Annotated in this window: 12 protein-coding genes; 8 read left to right on the forward strand and 4 right to left on the reverse strand. The window is 69.0% G+C overall.

The window, feature by feature from the left end:
* Nucleotides 1-42: 42 nt before the first annotated feature.
* From VFG33_RS14660 to VFG33_RS14685, 6 genes are all read left to right on the forward strand, one after another.
* A complete protein-coding gene (locus tag VFG33_RS14660; RefSeq protein WP_325026610.1) occupies nt 43-717 on the forward strand; it encodes a response regulator transcription factor in 675 nt (224 codons plus the stop codon).
* The gene (locus VFG33_RS14665) at nt 714-1,970 is read left to right on the forward strand and encodes a sensor histidine kinase (protein WP_325026612.1); all 1,257 of its coding nucleotides are present in this window, start codon (nt 714-716) and stop codon (nt 1,968-1,970) included. Before VFG33_RS14660 ends, VFG33_RS14665 begins: the two co-directional genes overlap by 4 nt.
* A gap of 196 nt (nt 1,971-2,166) precedes the next feature.
* The gene (locus VFG33_RS14670) at nt 2,167-3,129 is read left to right on the forward strand and encodes an AAA family ATPase (RefSeq protein WP_325026614.1); all 963 of its coding nucleotides are present in this window, start codon (nt 2,167-2,169) and stop codon (nt 3,127-3,129) included.
* Nucleotides 3,130-3,183: 54 nt separating this feature from the next.
* The gene (locus VFG33_RS14675; RefSeq protein ID WP_325026616.1) at nt 3,184-5,448 is read left to right on the forward strand and encodes a fibronectin type III domain-containing protein; all 2,265 of its coding nucleotides are present in this window, start codon (nt 3,184-3,186) and stop codon (nt 5,446-5,448) included.
* Nucleotide 5,449: 1 nt separating this feature from the next.
* Nucleotides 5,450-6,586 (forward strand): DUF58 domain-containing protein, encoded by a 1,137-nt coding sequence (locus VFG33_RS14680; RefSeq protein ID WP_325026618.1) that lies wholly within the window; start codon nt 5,450-5,452, stop codon nt 6,584-6,586.
* Nucleotides 6,583-8,724, forward strand: a complete 2,142-nt coding sequence (locus VFG33_RS14685; protein ID WP_325026619.1) for a transglutaminase TgpA family protein — start codon at nt 6,583-6,585, stop codon at nt 8,722-8,724. Before VFG33_RS14680 ends, VFG33_RS14685 begins: the two co-directional genes overlap by 4 nt.
* Here the strand turns inward: VFG33_RS14685 and VFG33_RS14690 are convergent.
* From VFG33_RS14690 to VFG33_RS14700, 3 genes are read right to left on the reverse strand one after another with little or no spacing between them, the layout of a single operon-like run.
* Nucleotides 8,708-10,054: a serine/threonine protein kinase gene (locus VFG33_RS14690; protein WP_325026621.1), complete on the reverse strand. Its 1,347-nt coding sequence runs from the start codon at nt 10,052-10,054 to the stop codon at nt 8,708-8,710. The genes VFG33_RS14685 and VFG33_RS14690 overlap by 17 nt on opposite strands.
* Nucleotides 10,055-10,080: 26 nt before the next feature.
* Complete coding sequence (locus VFG33_RS14695) at nt 10,081-10,686, reverse strand: hypothetical protein (RefSeq protein WP_325026623.1); 606 nt, start codon at nt 10,684-10,686, stop codon at nt 10,081-10,083.
* Entirely contained in the window at nt 10,683-11,312 is a 630-nt protein-coding gene (locus tag VFG33_RS14700) for a hypothetical protein (protein ID WP_325026625.1), read from the reverse strand. Before VFG33_RS14700 ends, VFG33_RS14695 begins: the two co-directional genes overlap by 4 nt.
* Before the next feature lie 283 nt (nt 11,313-11,595).
* Here VFG33_RS14700 and eccD point away from each other — a divergent pair, with 283 nt between their 5' ends.
* Nucleotides 11,596-12,978 carry a type VII secretion integral membrane protein EccD gene (gene eccD / locus VFG33_RS14705; protein WP_325026627.1) on the forward strand — a complete coding sequence of 461 codons (1,383 nt, stop codon included), beginning with the start codon at nt 11,596-11,598 and terminating at the stop codon, nt 12,976-12,978.
* Nucleotide 12,979: 1 nt separating this feature from the next.
* Nucleotides 12,980-14,404, forward strand: a complete 1,425-nt coding sequence (gene eccB / locus VFG33_RS14710) for a type VII secretion protein EccB (protein WP_325026629.1) — start codon at nt 12,980-12,982, stop codon at nt 14,402-14,404.
* Nucleotides 14,405-14,490: 86 nt separating this feature from the next.
* Here the strand turns inward: eccB and VFG33_RS14715 are convergent, their stop codons facing one another.
* A complete protein-coding gene (locus tag VFG33_RS14715; RefSeq protein WP_325026631.1) occupies nt 14,491-14,796 on the reverse strand; it encodes a hypothetical protein in 306 nt (101 codons plus the stop codon).
* Nucleotides 14,797-15,346 lie beyond the last annotated feature (550 nt).

The following is a 15,346-nucleotide window of genomic DNA, read 5'->3' on the forward strand; positions in this document are numbered from 1 at the left end:
TCCGTATCGACGATGACATTTCGATGACACGCGAGGGCCCGAGTGCGCGTTCTGGTGGTAGAGGATGACGAGGACCTGCGGGTAGCGGTCTCGGCAGGGCTGCGGACGGCCGCGCTGGCGGTGGACAGCGTGGGCGACATCGCGGCCGCCGACGAGGCGCTGTTCGTGAACTCCTACGACTGCGTGGTGTTCGACCGGATGCTGCCGGACGGCGACTCGATCGGCTACATTCGCAGCCGCCGGCAGGAAGGCTGGGCGGTGCCGGTGCTGTTCCTGACCGCCCGGGACACGCTGGCGGACCGGGTGGACGGGTTCGAGCACGGCGGCGACGACTACCTGGTCAAACCGTTCGCCGTGGCCGAACTGACCGCCCGGGTGCTGAGTCTGTGCCGCCGGGCCGGCACCGGCCGCCCACCCGTACTCCGGTACGACGATGTCGAGGTGGACACCGGGCGCCGGGAGGTCCGGCGGGCAGGTGTGCTGCTGACCTTGACTGCGAAGGAGTTCTCCGTGCTGGAGTACCTGATGGTCCGTCCCGAGCAAGCGGTGTCGCGCTCCGAGCTGATCGAGCACTGCTGGGACGCCGCCGCGGATCCGATGTCGAACGTGGTCGACGTGACGATCAAGCGCCTGCGCAACAAGCTGCGCCGGCCCGAGCTGATCCAGGCCGTCCGCGGCCAGGGATACCGGCTGACCAGGTCGGGCGATGCGGGATGAGAGCGCCCGCGGCCGAGCGGCTCCGGCGCCTTCGCTGGCGGCTGACCGCGATCTTCACGGCCATGAACACGATCGGCCTCGTCGTCCTCGCGCCGCTCATCATCACGCTGGACGCCAACCGCGGCGACGACAGCGTCAAACACGAGCTCGACGTGGTGAACCAGTCGGTACTGCGGCTGATCACCGACGACAACAGCACCCTCGGCCTGGACAAGATCCCGAAAGACCCGCTGTACAACCAATGTCCCGCGTTCCTGGTGCTTCCCGGCGGCGCCCTCTCGTTCCCGGTCCAGGCCAGCGCCAACCCCTGCACGGTGATGGACCGCGGGATCCTCGAGCAGCTGGCCACCGAGGCCGTGTCCAGCGGCAACAGCCTGCAGGCCGACCAGAAGGCGACCAACGGTGATCGCGTCCGGGTCGCCGCCGAACCGTTCATGGACTCGAGCAACCGGTACGCCGGGGCCGTGGTGTCCTGGACCGACATCGAGAGCGAGAGCTCGCGGCACCGCAACCTCGTCCTGGTGGTGCTGATCGGCTGCGCAGTCCTGATCGGCGCGGCAGCGCTAGCCGGGTACTGGCTCTCCGGCCGCGCGATCCGACCGGCGACAGCGGCGCTGGAGCAGCAGGAGTTCCTGCTGGCCGACACAGCCCACGACCTCCGTACTCCGGTCGCAGCGTTGCGGGCCCTGGCCGAGACTGCCGCGCAGGATCCGCAGCAGCGGGCTGAGCTGCTGCCGAGAACCGTCCGCCTGGCAGGGCGAATGGGTGACATCATCGACGGCCTCCTGGTCCGGGCCCGCCTGGCCGCAGGGGTCGAACAGCTGTCGATGCAGCCGGTCTGGCTGGATCAGCTCGTGGCGGGTGTCGTCGAGGACACCCCGGCTGGGTCCGCCCGGATCTCCGTGGTGACAGCGCCGACGAAGGTCCGGGCCGATCCCGCCTTGTTACAACGGGCCATCGGCAACCTTCTCGACAACGCGATGCGGCATGGCCGGGGTCCGGGCGGCAAGGCGATCGTCACGGTCACGGTCGCCGACGGCCGGGTCACCGTCGCGGACCAGGGCCCGGGGGTCGACCCGGCGGTCGGGGAAGACATGTTCGAGCGGTTCAACAGCGGCAGCGGATCGTCCGGTCTGGGCCTGTCGATCGTGCGCTGGGTCGCGCAGTCCCACGGCGGCGACCTGAGGGTCTACAACGCCGACGAAGGCGGCGCGATCTTCGAGTTCCGCCTCCCCGTCGCCCGCGACGCCTAACCCGGGATCGGCGCAACCTTGCGTCCGAAGGGGCGCGGGGCAGGCCCCACGGTTCTTCGGACGCAAGGGGTTGGACCGGATCTGGATGAGGGCTGGACCAGGGCTGATCTACGCTCTGTGCTGTGAGGATCACTCAATCGCATGATCTCGCCACGGTCCGCGACCTCGGACCGGCGGTTTTCACCTGGAGACGCTCATGAGTGCCACAATCCCGCCGGGCGAGGCCTACCGGCTGGTCGCGGACAACCTGCAGAAGGTGATCCACGGCAAGCCCGAGGTGGTCCGGCTGGCGCTGACCGCGCTGTTCGCCGAGGGACATCTGCTGATCGAGGACGTGCCGGGGCTCGGCAAGACGACGCTGGCCCGGTGCATCGCCCGCAGCATCGATGCGAGCTGGAACAGGATCCAGTTCACCCCCGACCTGCTGCCGGGCGACATCACCGGCGTGATGGTCTACCACCAGGGCAACGAGACCTTCGAGTTCCACCCGGGCGGCATCTTCGCGAACGTGGTGGTCGCCGACGAGATCAACCGTGGTACGCCGAAAACGCAGTCCGCGCTGCTCGAGGTGATGGCCGAGCGCCGGGTCACGGTCGACTCGGTCACCCGCGCGGTGCCGGATCCGTTCCTGGTGATCGGCACCCAGAACCCGATCGAGATGGAAGGCACCTATCGGTTGCCCGAGGCCCAGTTGGACCGGTTCCTGATGCGGATCGAGATCGGCTACCCCGACCACGACGCCGAAGTACGGATCGTCCTCGGTGACACCGGCCGGATCGGGCCCGACTCGCTCAGCCCGGTGATCGACGTACCGGCGCTGCGGAACGCCATCGCGGCCGTGCGATCCGTCCACGTCGACCCCGCGATCAGCTCGTACGCCGTCAAGTTGGTCGCCGCGACCCGGGAACACACAGCGGTCCGGTACGGCGCCAGCCCGCGCGGCAGCATCGCCCTCGTCCGGGCAGCCCGGGCCTTCGCGGCGACGGACGGCCGGGCGTTCACCACGCCGGACGACGTCAAGGAGGTCGCCATGCCCGTGCTGGTGCATCGCCTGATCCTCACGCCGGACGCGGAACTGAGCCAGCGACCACCTTCGTCGGTGGTCGACGAGGTCTTGGCCGCCACCCCGGCACCGACCGCGAGTATCCCGGCCGTCTGACCGGCTGGACCGGATCTGGACCGGGATTGGACAGGGGCGTCTACGGTGAACCTCGTGAAGCGTGTCACTGAGCTGATTGGTCGCATCACCCGCCGTCACCGCCGCGCGGCTGCTGCCGGGGATCGGCGCGCCCGAGCAGCGCTGGCAGCCGTGGTCGCCGTCTGCATGACAGTGACCGCTTTCGCCGTGACCGGAGCGGGCAGCACGCCGGCCGGGATGAAGTTCATCCAGTCAGGTCACCTGATCTACAACAGCACTCTGGGCACCGTCTTCCACATCGACGGCGGCACCAAGAACATCGACGGCCAGGTGCCGGTCCCCGGCGCCACCCCTGGTTCCCAGGTGGTGCAGACCGACAAGAGCGGCTTCGTACTGGCCGAGGGCAGCACGATCGAGTTCGGCAAGTCAGACCTGCAGGTCGCCGACCCACTGCCGGCGCCCGCTGCCGAGCGACCCGTCGGGCTGGAGGCCGCGGGCGCGGCGTACGCGGTCTATCGGCAGGCGGGGAAGATCCAGCGGTTCGGTGAGAACCCGGCCCTCGAATCCGTCGACAGCGCGCTCGGGCAACCAGTAGTGACTTCGACCGGCACGCTTTGGGTGCACCGGATCAACACTGGCGAGATCTGCCAGTTGCCGTTGCAGGCCGACCGGCTTGCCTGTGCGGCGAAGCTTTCAGCCGGGCACACAGGTGCGCTGACGCTGGTCGGCGACCAGCCAGTGTTCGTCGACACGACAGCGAAGGAACTGCGCTCGATCGACAGCGACGGTCTCGGCCGCGCGGTGTCGTTCGCCCAGTTGGACGTCGCGCCGGCCTCGCTCGTGGCGCCGAACGACGTGGCGGGCCGGGTCGCGATGATCAACCCTGACAAGCTGTTGCTGCAGTTGGTGGACGCCACCCCGCTGACCAGCGGCAAGCCTGCGGCGCCGCCGGTGGTCAAGAAGCTCCGGCCGGGCAAGTACGAGCAGATCGCCTCGTCGGGCAACGGTCTCGCGCTGATCGATGCCACCAACGACACCCTGGTGACGCTGGACCGCAACGGCGACGAGCGCACCCTGCGCAAGATCCCGCCGCCGTCGAAGCAGGCGAAGACCGGTCCGCAGGACCGTCCCGGGTTGTTCCGGGGCGGCGACTCCCGCCTGTACGTCGACAGCCAGGCAGGCGAGCACGTGATGGTTGTCGAGGGCAACGGCGATGTCACCGAGGTCGAGGTGGCCGGACCGGTCGACAAACCCGGCGACGAGGTCACCCCGACGCCGACAGAGCCGACGGAGAAGACCACCCCACCGCCCAGCGAGCCGACCCAGCCGACGACGAAGCCGACCACCAAGCCCGAGGACAAGCCGTCCGAGCCTGCCGATCCGCCGGAGACCGACGATCCGCCGGAACCGGACCGGCCGGACAAACCGGAGCCGACGAGGAAGCCGTCCGAGCCGACGCCGACGGAGAAGCCGACGGTCCAGGCGAGCAAACCCGGCGCTCCAGGCAGCGTTTCCGCCAAGGCCGGCGACAAGTCGGCCGTCGTCAACTGGGGTGCCGCCGCCCCCAACGGAGCGCCAGTCACCTCGTACGTCGTGACGTGGACAGGTGGAAGCCGCTCCCTCGGCGGATCCGCCCGCAACGTCACGGTGACCGGGCTGACGAACGGGCAGTCGTACGTCTTCACAGTTCGTGCGGCGAACCGCGTCGGCAGCGGAACAGGTGTGTCGTCCGCACGGATCACTCTTGGCGCGGTCGCCGATGCGCCGGGCGGGCTGAAGGCGACCGGTGTGACCCGAGCGGTGACCCTGTCGTGGAAACGGCCGGACCTGAACGGCGGGACTCTGGTCCGCTACACGGTCACCCAGGGCGGCACCGCCAGAAACGTTTCGTCAACCAGCTACCGGTGGACCGGCCTGACCAACGGGCAGAGTTACACCTTCCAAGTCCGGGCCGTCACGAAGACCTCCGACGGCCGCCAACTGACCAGCGCCCCCGCAACAGGCTCAGCCTCGCCCGAGGCGCCCCCAGCGACGCTGCAAATCAGTCACGGGGCCGCAGTCGACAAGGTGGACTCCGACTGCCCGGAAGGCGAATCGGGCTGCGCCTACATCCAGCTCAACGCTCGGAACCTGACGCCGGGTGTCACCTATACCTTCCGCGCGTTCGCCAGCGGCCGGGGCGAGATGCACGCTCCTGGCTATCAGCTCGAAGCGGATGCGAACGGCAGGGTGTCCACCCCCAAGTTCCACAACTCAGCGGTTGGTCAGCGGATCTACGTGACCGTTACCGGGCCGGGCGTTGACATCACGTCGAACACCATCACCTGGCCGGACGGGTGAGATGCGACTGACCGGACGTGGCGTGTCGGTGCTGGTGGCATCGATCGTCGCTTACGTGATCGGCGAGTGGGCGGGGTATCCGTTCTTCCGCGCACTCGCCGGCCTCGGCGCCGGAGCGGTGATCGCCGCGACGGCACTGACCGTGCGACAACCGCAGGTCTCCGTCCGACGGGAGCTCTCACCCGACCGGGTGGAACGTGGGCGACCGGCGTTGGCCACGCTGCGGGTGCGGAACACCAGTAAGCGCTGGCAGCCTGCGTTCGCCGCTCACGATTCGGCCGGTGAGGAACGACAGCAGGTCCGGATCCGACGAGTTGGGCCCGACAGCGAAGCGACGTACCGGTATGAGTTGCCGACCTCGCGACGCGGGCGGATCGCGGTCGGCCCGTTGACCTTGGAGCGGCGCGATCCGCTCGGGCTTGCGCGGAACAGCGTCGCCACCGGTGAGGTCGCGACGCTCTGGGTGCATCCGAAGCGGCACCCGACCCGCACGGTGGTTGCCGGGCGTCCGCGCCACCACCACATCGGGCGGACAGCGGACGACTCGCTGCGCGGCTCGGCCGATCTGCGCGACATCCGCCCGTACGTCGTGGGCGACGAGGTGCGGCACCTGCACTGGAAGGCGACGGCACGCACCGGGCAGCTGATGGTGCGGGACTACGTCGACCCGGACCAGCCCAGGTTGACCGTATTGCTGGACACCCGGCCGGAACCGTTGCCGGAAGCACCTTTCGAGGACGCGGTCGAGGTGGCAGCTTCGATTCTGTTCGCCGCTTCGATGGCGGGACATCGCTGCCGGTTGCTGACCTCGGCCGGTGCCGATCTGGCCGCTCCGGGTGGGGCACTGGCCTCGCGGCAGTTCCTGGACGAACTCTGTATCGCCAAGCAGAGCAATGATCGGGCTGCACTGTTGCCTCCGGCTCTCACTTCGGGCGCGTCCAGTGGCGGTGCGATCGTGGTCGTAACCGGCGTGCGGGGGACCGCGGGTGATCTTGCGCCATTGCTGGTCCGCTACAGCTCGGTGACGGTGCTCGGTATCGGTCCGGTGCGTGGTGTCGCGCCGATTCTTGGTGCGCGGGTGATCCTGGCCGGCGACGCGACCGAGGCACTGCAGCAGTGGAGCGGGGTGATCGGGTGAGCACCCGCCGCCGGACCATCGCCGTGGTGATCGCTGCCCTGCTGGCGGGTCTTTGCTTCGGTCCTGTCTTCAGCCTGTCCGCCCTGGTCCTGTCTGTCGGCGTGGTCTGCCTGGTGGCTTACACAGTCACCGAGCTGTGCCGCTACTGGCCGAGCCTGGTGCCCTGGCGTCCGCTGCTGATCATTGCCGGTGGCCTCCTGGCCGTGATCGAAACGGTGCTCCAGGCAACGACTATGGCCGGCCTGCCGACGGCCGAATCCATCAGGGCGTTGGGCCGCGGACTGACGTCCTGGCAGTTGACGCTCGAGTCGACCTGGCCGGCCAGACCGGATCCGGATCTCGTGCTCTTCATCCCGCTGCTCGTTCTCCTGGCCTGCCTGTTGGGGATCGAGTTGCTGGACCGGCTGCCGCCACTGGTTGCCGTTCTCCCTGCGCTGGCGGTGGTCGGAGTCAGCCAGGTCTATCTCGCCTTGACCGGTCTGACCGCTGTTCTGGCCGCACTCGGGTACGGCGCTGTGGTGGCTGCCTTGCTGGCCCCGGACATGACCAGTCGGGCCGAGCGAGCACGGCGTACGGGCACTCTGACCCCGCTTGTCGCTGCGGCGGTGCTGACTGTGGTGGCGATCGTCGGCGGGTTCGTGGTGAGCACGATCGACCCGGCCGGACAGTCGCCGTACACCTTGCAGAAGACGCAAAGCGTGGCCGCTGTCGGTACGCGGCTCACCAGCCCGTTGGACGAGCTGGGCGGCCGGCTGGACCCGCGGAACAAGAACACCGTGGTGTTCCGGTACCAGACGCCGGGGCAGGTCGACCGGTGGCGGCAGGTCGCCCTGGATGACTTCGACGGGGCGAACTGGACGACGAGCCACCCGTTCCTGCGGCTGGGGTCGGAGCTGACTCCCGGGTCGGACGTGCGAGTACCGGTGACGACCCAGCACGCCCAGGTCGAGCTGAAGGGTCTCACCGGTCCCTGGCTGCCCGGACAGCTGCTGCCGTTGGCCGTCAGCGGTGCAGTCGAGCCGCAGGTGGAACCGATCGGCGGCACGCTGCTGGCTCCCGAGGCGCCCGACAAGTACGAGCTGACCTGGTCGAAGCCGACGGTCGACGCCAAGCTGCTGCTGCACTCCGGTGTCGACACGGAAGCGCCTGGTGGCCTGGGAGACCTTGGAGCGGCGCCGAACGAGGTCACTGACCTGGCCGGTGATGCGCTGGCCGATCGCCGGGCTACCTTCGCCACTGCGCTGGCGTTGGAGTCGTACATGCGGAAGCGGTACAAGCTGGCCGTGAGCCCACCGCTTCCCACTGGTCACAGCTGGCCGCAGCTGAGGCGCTTCCTGGTCGACGGTCAGCCCGGCACCAGCGAGCAGTTCGCGGCCGGCTATGTCGCTCTGGCTCGGCTGAACGGCATCCCTGCCCGGCTGGTGGTGGGATTCCGCGCACCGGCGAAACCTGATGCGGACGGCTGGTACTCGGTACGTAACGGTGATGCCTTGGCCTGGCCCGAGGTTGCAGTGGAAGGCGTCGGGTGGTGGCCGCTGGACCCTGCGGGAGAAGCTGAGGCAGGCAAGCCCGTAGTACCGGGTAGTGCTGCGGATGTGACGGACCAGGCGCGGGCTGAGGTGCCGCCGGCCAATGAGATCGAGGACCCCGAGGTGGCGCCGCCCGTTGCCGGGCAGGATTCCGGGCGGGCCTGGGGCGGCGTCGACATCCCTGTGCTGTGGGTGTTCGTGGGATCAGCCGCTCTGTTGTCGCTGTGGTTGTTCGGGGTGCCGCTGCTGAAGACTGTCCGGGCTTTCCGGCGTCGGCGGCGTACGGGCAGTGCTGCGGTCGTCGGAGCGTGGGCGGAGGCGCGGGATCGGCTGCGGGCGCACGGCGTCGCTGTGTCGTCGGGCATGACGGTCCGGGATCTCGCTGTGGCTGCTGCAGACGTTACGGACGACCGTGCCCGGGCAGGTCTCGGCACTGTTGCGCGGTCGGTCGACACTGCGTTGTGGTCAGGTGCACCGGCGAGCAGAGAGGTCAGCAGGGAGGCCTGGGCGGGTGTGCGGGAGGTACGCCGGGGCCTGCGGTCTCGTCCCTGGATCGACCGGCTACTCGCCGCACTGGAACTGCGCAGCTTCTTCAGCTCTTACAAGTAGCGCCGCGGATCGCCTTCGGCTTGCTGGTGTAGATGGCGTTGCCATCAGTGCCCTGTACTTCAAAGCAGTACTTCAGGCCCGGGCTCACCTTGACCGTCAACGAGGTACCGCTGCCCTTGTAGCTCGTCTGCGCGCCCTTGCCGCCCTGCTCGGCGACGTACACCGCGTAGTTGAGCGGCTTGGAACTGGTCCATTGCAGCACTACCGAGGTGCCGTGGTCCTGCGGCGGCTTCAGCTCCAACTGCACGGCCGGAATCGCTGTCTGTGAAGGGGTAGGGCTCGGCTCCAGCGTCAGCGCCGGCGTGGTCTGCTCCGTCTCGGTGCCGTCGTCGCCTGGCTGGAGCAGTACCGGTACGACGGCCAGCAGCGCGATCGTCGCAGCCCCCAAGATGACCAGCTCCTTGCGGGGCCGTTTGCCCTTCTTCTTGGACGTTTTGGCAATCGGTGCGCGTGGTGGCGGCTGGTGCGCGGCCTGGGTGATCCGGGCGGCAGCAAGCTCGTCGCTGAAGTCGTCGAAGTCCAGGTCGTCGCTCTCGGGCTCGTCCGTCGACAGGAGCAGCGCTTCCAACTCGCGGACCGCCTCGGCGGAGTCCGGCCGATCACCGGGCTCCTTGGCCATCATGCGCATCAGCAATGCGGTCAAAGCCGCCGGAACATCCCGGCCCGACACCGCGGGAACCGGCTCGCGCAGGACACGCAGTACGACATCGTCCGCGGCCTCGCCAGTCCTTGCAGGGAAGGGCGAATGCCCGGTCAGAGCCAGGTAGAGCACTGCACCGAGTCCATAGACGTCAGCCTGCTCCGACAGCTCACCATCCCGCAGTACTTCGGGAGCCGTGTACGCCGCGTCGCCCATCAGGTCACGGGGAAACCGCAACCGCAGGGCGATGCCGAAGTCGCCCAAGGCCGGTTGACCGCTGGCCCGCTCGAGCACATTGGCCGGCGTGATTCCGCCGTGGACCAGGCCGAGGTCGTGCGCCTCGGCCAGCACGGTGGCGAGGATCTGCCCGAGGATCACGACATCGGCGATCGGCAACGGACCGCCACGGACCAGATCCGGCAGCGACTGCGGGCAGAACTCCATCCGCAGCCCGTTCCGGCCGTCGGGGAGTTCGTCGATCGAGTCGACCAGCAGAATCGAGCCGGTCGACCGCAGCCCGGCGAGCTTTGCCTGCTCGACCTCGAGGCCGTTGAACGTGCGCCGGTCCAGCGGCTGCGGATACACCTTCAGCACCGCGGTACGGCCACCGGCAGGCGGTGCCATCAGGTAGACCGTTGCCACCGGCCCCCTGGCCCGGGGTACCAGCGCGGTGAGAGGGATCGTCGCCATCGCAGTACTCATCTTCGCACTCCCGCTCAGCTCGTCGCAGCGACATCGAGATAGACGCAGCCATGCGTGATCAGGTACCGCAGGTCGCCCAGGATCTCTCCGAGCACATCGACCGGCTCGAGCGTCTGTCCCAGCTCAGCGGTGACCGTCGCCCGCACCTCGCAGCTGTGCCACAGGGTCGGCGCCACCGAACCCCACTGCCACAACTCGTAGCAGTCCGGATCGAGGATGGCGGCGGTCCCCATCCCTGGTATGCCGACAGCGTGTCCGTCCGGCCGGTCCGGCGTGTTGCCCAGGCCGACGAACAGCACGTCCATCCGATGCGACCTGACGAACTGTGTCGCGTGCACAGGGTTGTCGGGAACACCTGCCACGACCCCCTTGGCGACGAGATCTTCGAGCTGTGCCCGGGCGTCGGTGAGGCCCGCTTCCTCCGCCTGTCCGGCGACGTCGTCCACGGTCCAGTGGCCCTTGCCAGTCTCGGCCACGCCGTGGGACAACACCCAGACACCGAAGGCGTCCTCGCTCAACCGATGCTGGTGCCACCCGACCCGGACAACATGGACCGGGCCTTCGTCCTCGGTGGTCCGGACTCCGCCATAGTGGCCGATCGGGAAGACGTCGCCCTTCATCGGAACCTCCGACGGTCGAAGTAGGCTGCCCGGGCACAGAGCAGGCCGTGGACCTGGCGCAGTACGCCGGCCAGTACCTGTCGGGGGTCCAGCTCCTCCGGGTTCTCGATCCCGGCCTTTCGCGCGGCTTCGGCGGCGTCGTGACAACCGGTCCACAGCTGGGGAGCCAGTTGCGCCCAGCGCCAGACGTCATAGATCGCGCTGGAGACCTGCACCACGGGCTGATGGAGCAGCCCGATCGTCTGCAACCAGGGCTGCTCGGCGTCGGGACCGAGCCCGACCATCAAGGGGAAGAGCTGGTGCTCCGCGGCGAATGCCAGCGCGGACTCGCCTTCGGGTTCCACCTCGACCAGCAGCCCGTCCGCGCTGAAGCGATCCAGGGTCGCCCCGAGGCGGGCTGTCTCCAGCCCGAGCCGCTGGGCGGCGGCCGTCAGGGACGAACGCGTCGGGCGATCCTGATCATCGATGCCATGAGCAAGCAACCAGACCGCGAACTCCGCGTCCGCGAGCTCGATCACGTCGATACCGACCCGAACCTGCTGGCGCCGCTGGTCGGACCCGGCCGTCGGGTAGAGCACGCCGAGATCGTGTCCGACCGGCAGCAGTAGTGCGTCGTCGGTTCCCACGTCACCTCCTCGATCGACTTCCGGCCCTGATCGTAGGTTCCACGGTGACCGATTCCGTCGACACGGCAGGAACCTGACGCGGCGGTCTCGGTCCGGTCCAGGAGCGGTCCAGCATCGGTCTCGCGCCGCGGTCGGGCGATGACCGAAAGAGGCCACGGCCCCTTGCGCCGAGGACCGGCCACCGAAGGTGAAGGCGAGGGCGGCTCCCGATCGCCGCCCTAGGTAGAGCCGAGGCCGGCCAAGAGGGTGCCGAGCTCGGCGGTCGAGAGCAAGAAAGGCCGCAATGAACATCACTGGACTACTCCGGATCACCATCGCCACCCCTCAGCGCCGGCTCGACCTCGCGCTGCCCGAGCAGGCCTCGGTGGCCGAAGTACTGCCCGGTGTGCTGACCAAGGCGGGCCAGCACCTCGCCGATGAGGGCGTGCCCGGCGGCGGCTGGGTGCTACGCCGTGCTGACGGGGCCGAGCTCACTCTGGGCCGCACCCTCGGCTCGCATCGGATCAAGGACGGCGAGATTCTCCACCTCGTTCCGCAGCGGCTCGAGTGGCCCGAGCTCGAGTACGACGACCTGATGGATGCCGTCGCCTCCGGGTCGGGGAGGCTCGGCGTGATCTGGTCTGCCTGGCACACCAGGGTCGCCGGTCTGACCTGTGCGGTCGCGGCCTTGCTGGTCGTTCTGTTCACGGTGCTCCGGCTCGGTGCCCCGTGGTCCGAGCCCTCGGGATGGTTGCTGGTGACCGCGATCGTCCTCGTCGCCGGCGGGGTGACGCTGGCGCGGGTGGTCGGAGACTCAGGTGCCGGTGCCGTCGTCGGTGGCATCGCGGTTCCGTTCGCCACTCTGGGAGGCGGCCTGCTGCTGGCCGGTGACGCGGTCTGGCCGGCGATCGGGGCGCCGCAAGTTCTGGTCGGCGCCGCGGCCCTGATGCTGGTCGGTGTCGGGTGCTACCTGGGAGTCGTGGACGGAACGGTCATGTTCGCGGGCGCGGCCAGTGCCGGGATCCTCGGCATCGTCGGCGGCTGGATCGGCACCTCGGATTCACTCGGCGGTGCGGATGTCGCGGCGATTTTGTGCACCTTCTTGTTCGCCTTCTCTCCGCTGCTCGCATCGATGGCCATCAGGTTGGGCCGGTTGCCGATGCCGATCCTGCCGCGGACCACGGCCGACCTGGTGCGCGACGATCCACAACCGCCTCGCAGAAGGGTCTACAGCGCGGTGGTGCGGGCGGACAGCCTGCTGACCGGCATGCTGCTCGGGCTGATGGTGGTGTTGTCGAGCTGTCAGGTCCTCCTTGTCCTGTCGGCGACGCGTTCCGCAACGATTCTGGCCTGCCTGCTGGCGGTCGGATGCCTGCTCCGGGCGAGGCTGTACCCCATCGTCAAGCAGCGGCTGTTGCTGCTGATACCGGGACTGGTCGGCGCAGTCGGCCTGGTGCTGGGACCGCTCACCAGGTGGTCCACCGATCCGGTCCTGCTGATCGCTCCGCTGGTCCTGCTCTTCGCTGCCCTGGCAGTATTCCTGGGGCTCCGCTACAGCACCCGGCGTCCGAGTCCCTATCTCAGCCGGTACGCCGAGATCCTCGAGATCCTGGTCACCCTGGCGCTCATCCCGCTGGCCGCGGCGGTCCTGGGCCTGTACGGCGTCGTCCGGGGCTGGGGAGGCTGAGATGGCGACCAGGAAGGATCAGCTGCAGTCCCATCAGTTCTCCGTCCAGCGGATGGTCTCGGCGTTGGTCACACGAGAGGCCGATCCGGAACAGCCGCCCTTCAAACGACCTCTTGCCGCGGCCTTCGGGAGCGTGGCGATCGTCGTTCTGGCGCTGGCCGTAGCCGGCGTTTACGGTTTGGTCGTGCCGGGTGGGAGCAAGGCCTGGCAGGCGGGTGGCGTCGTGGTGGTGGAGAAGGAGACCGGGACCCGTTACGTCTACGTCGATGGTCACCTCCATCCGGTGGCCAACTACGTCTCCGCACTGCTCGCCCTCGGTAAGCAAGGTGAGACCCGGCGGGTGTCGCAGCGGTCGCTGGTCGGCGTACCACGAGGACCACGCATCGGCATCGAGGATGCACCGGACGCTTTGCCGGCACGGAATCGGCTGCTGCCAGGTGGGTGGACGCTCTGCTCCGAACCCGCCCTGGACCCCAGCGGGGCGTCGACCAGCGAATCGGTGCTGGTGATCGGCCAGCAGCCGCCCGCTGAGCAGTCCATGGACGACACCGCGATGCTCGTCGAGGTGATCGAGTCGCAGGACCAGTACCTGATCAGAAGGGGCTATCGCCACCGCATCCAGAAGTCGGACACCACCACGGTCGGGCTTGCCCTCGCCTCCGAGCCCTGGGCGCGGGTCGGAGCAGCGTTCATCGCGGCGCTCCCCGACGGCCAGCCGATCGCGCCGATCAAACCCGCGGATCTCGGCAAACCGTCCAAGGCGGTGCCCGACCGGCCCGGAACGCGGGTCGGGCAGTTGTTCGTGGTTCGGACCTCCGGTGGAGGAACGCAGCACTATCTGGCCACCAAGGACCGGCTGCAGCCCATCTCCGACCTGCAGTTCGACATCCAGCGCGCGTACCAGCCGCTGAGCGCGGCGTACGGAGGCAAGGCACCGACCGCGATCGAGCTCAGCCTGCTTTCCCTCGGGCGGGCCGAGCAGCCCGCGATCACGGCCGACGAGGGACAGGCACCGCGCAGCCGGCCAGAGTTCGTGGCCCCGCACGACGGCCTCGGCACCGTCTGCGCCACCTACGCGCCGGGGACTCGAGTTCCGACGATCTCCGTGGACGTCGCCATGCCGGCTCGGGATGCGGCCTCTGTCACGGCCCGGCGCGGCAAGCTCGGGACCGCTCTCGCGGACCGGATCGTGATCGCGCCGGGAGCAGCAGCGGTGGTCGAAGCAATGCCGTCGGACCAGGCTCCGGTCGGGACGGTGTCGGTGGTGACTGACATGGGCCGCGCCTATCCACTCGCCGACCCGAAGGTCCTCGAGGCGCTGGGCTATGGAGGTGTCACACCGGTCCGGCTTCCGTCCCAGTTGGTGGCCCGCATCCCGCAGGGCAGTGGCCTCGACCCGGTCGCAGCCACGAAACCCGTCTCCTGACCCACCGGCCAGAAGCCGAAGACCCGGCTTGGACTTTGTCCAAGCCGGGTCTTCAGTTGGCCCAGCCGCGAAGGCGGCGAGATCGCTCAGTTGGCCAGTCGGCGTACTTGCTTCGGCACGGAGGAGGCGTTCTCCTCGACCGTCCAGAGTTCCTCGTCGAGCAGTTGGAGTGTCTCAGCGTCCTGATCTTTCTCCTGACGCCGCCTGATGCTCGCCGGCGCTGAGGGGAAAGCGCCGGCCTGGCCTGCCTTGCCTCGCAGTCCCGCCGGGACCCCCGGCGTATCACCGGTCTGGCGGCTGCGTCCACGCCCGCCTGGACGGATGGCGCCGGCTCCAGTTCTCCCGGCGCTACCGCCCGCACCCGCGGCGCCCATCCCGCCCGGCGGCATCATCGGAGGTGGTGTGCTGCTGCCACTGGCGGGCCCGGTCGTGCCAGGTTGCCCGGGCGCGCCCGGTGCGGCCGGAGGGCGGCCGGTAGCAGCTTGCTGTGGTGAGGTCAGTTGCTCACCTGCCCGTGGGATGGCTTGCTCGCCCGCAGAGGGGAGACTGGCCCCCGGCTTGCCGCCCGCCAGGCCGCCACCCGGGAGGCCTCCGCCACCACCGCCACCTAGGCCGCCGCTGCCAAGTCCACCTAATCCCGGCAACTTTGCCTTGCCGCCGGAGCCGAGCATCTGTCCGACTGGTGTCAGCCCGCTGCCCAACGGCGGAAGGGGAACGCCGCCAACCGGTACCGTCCCCGGCAGACTGGGAGTGGGTAGAGATCCAGGTGGGAGTGCTACCGGTGGCTTCGGAATCGTCCCCACCCCCGCGAGTCCGGTTCCCCCACCATCGTCTCCGGCCTCCTCGCCACCGGTCTCGCCGGCACCCGCAGCTCCCGCGCCGGCACCCGCAGCTCCAGCTCCAGCTCCCGCACCCGCCGCTCCTGCCCCAGCACCGGCTCCA

The organism is Kribbella sp., assembly GCF_035687465.1.
In the GTDB taxonomy this organism is placed as follows: Bacteria; Actinomycetota; Actinomycetes; order Propionibacteriales; family Kribbellaceae; genus Kribbella.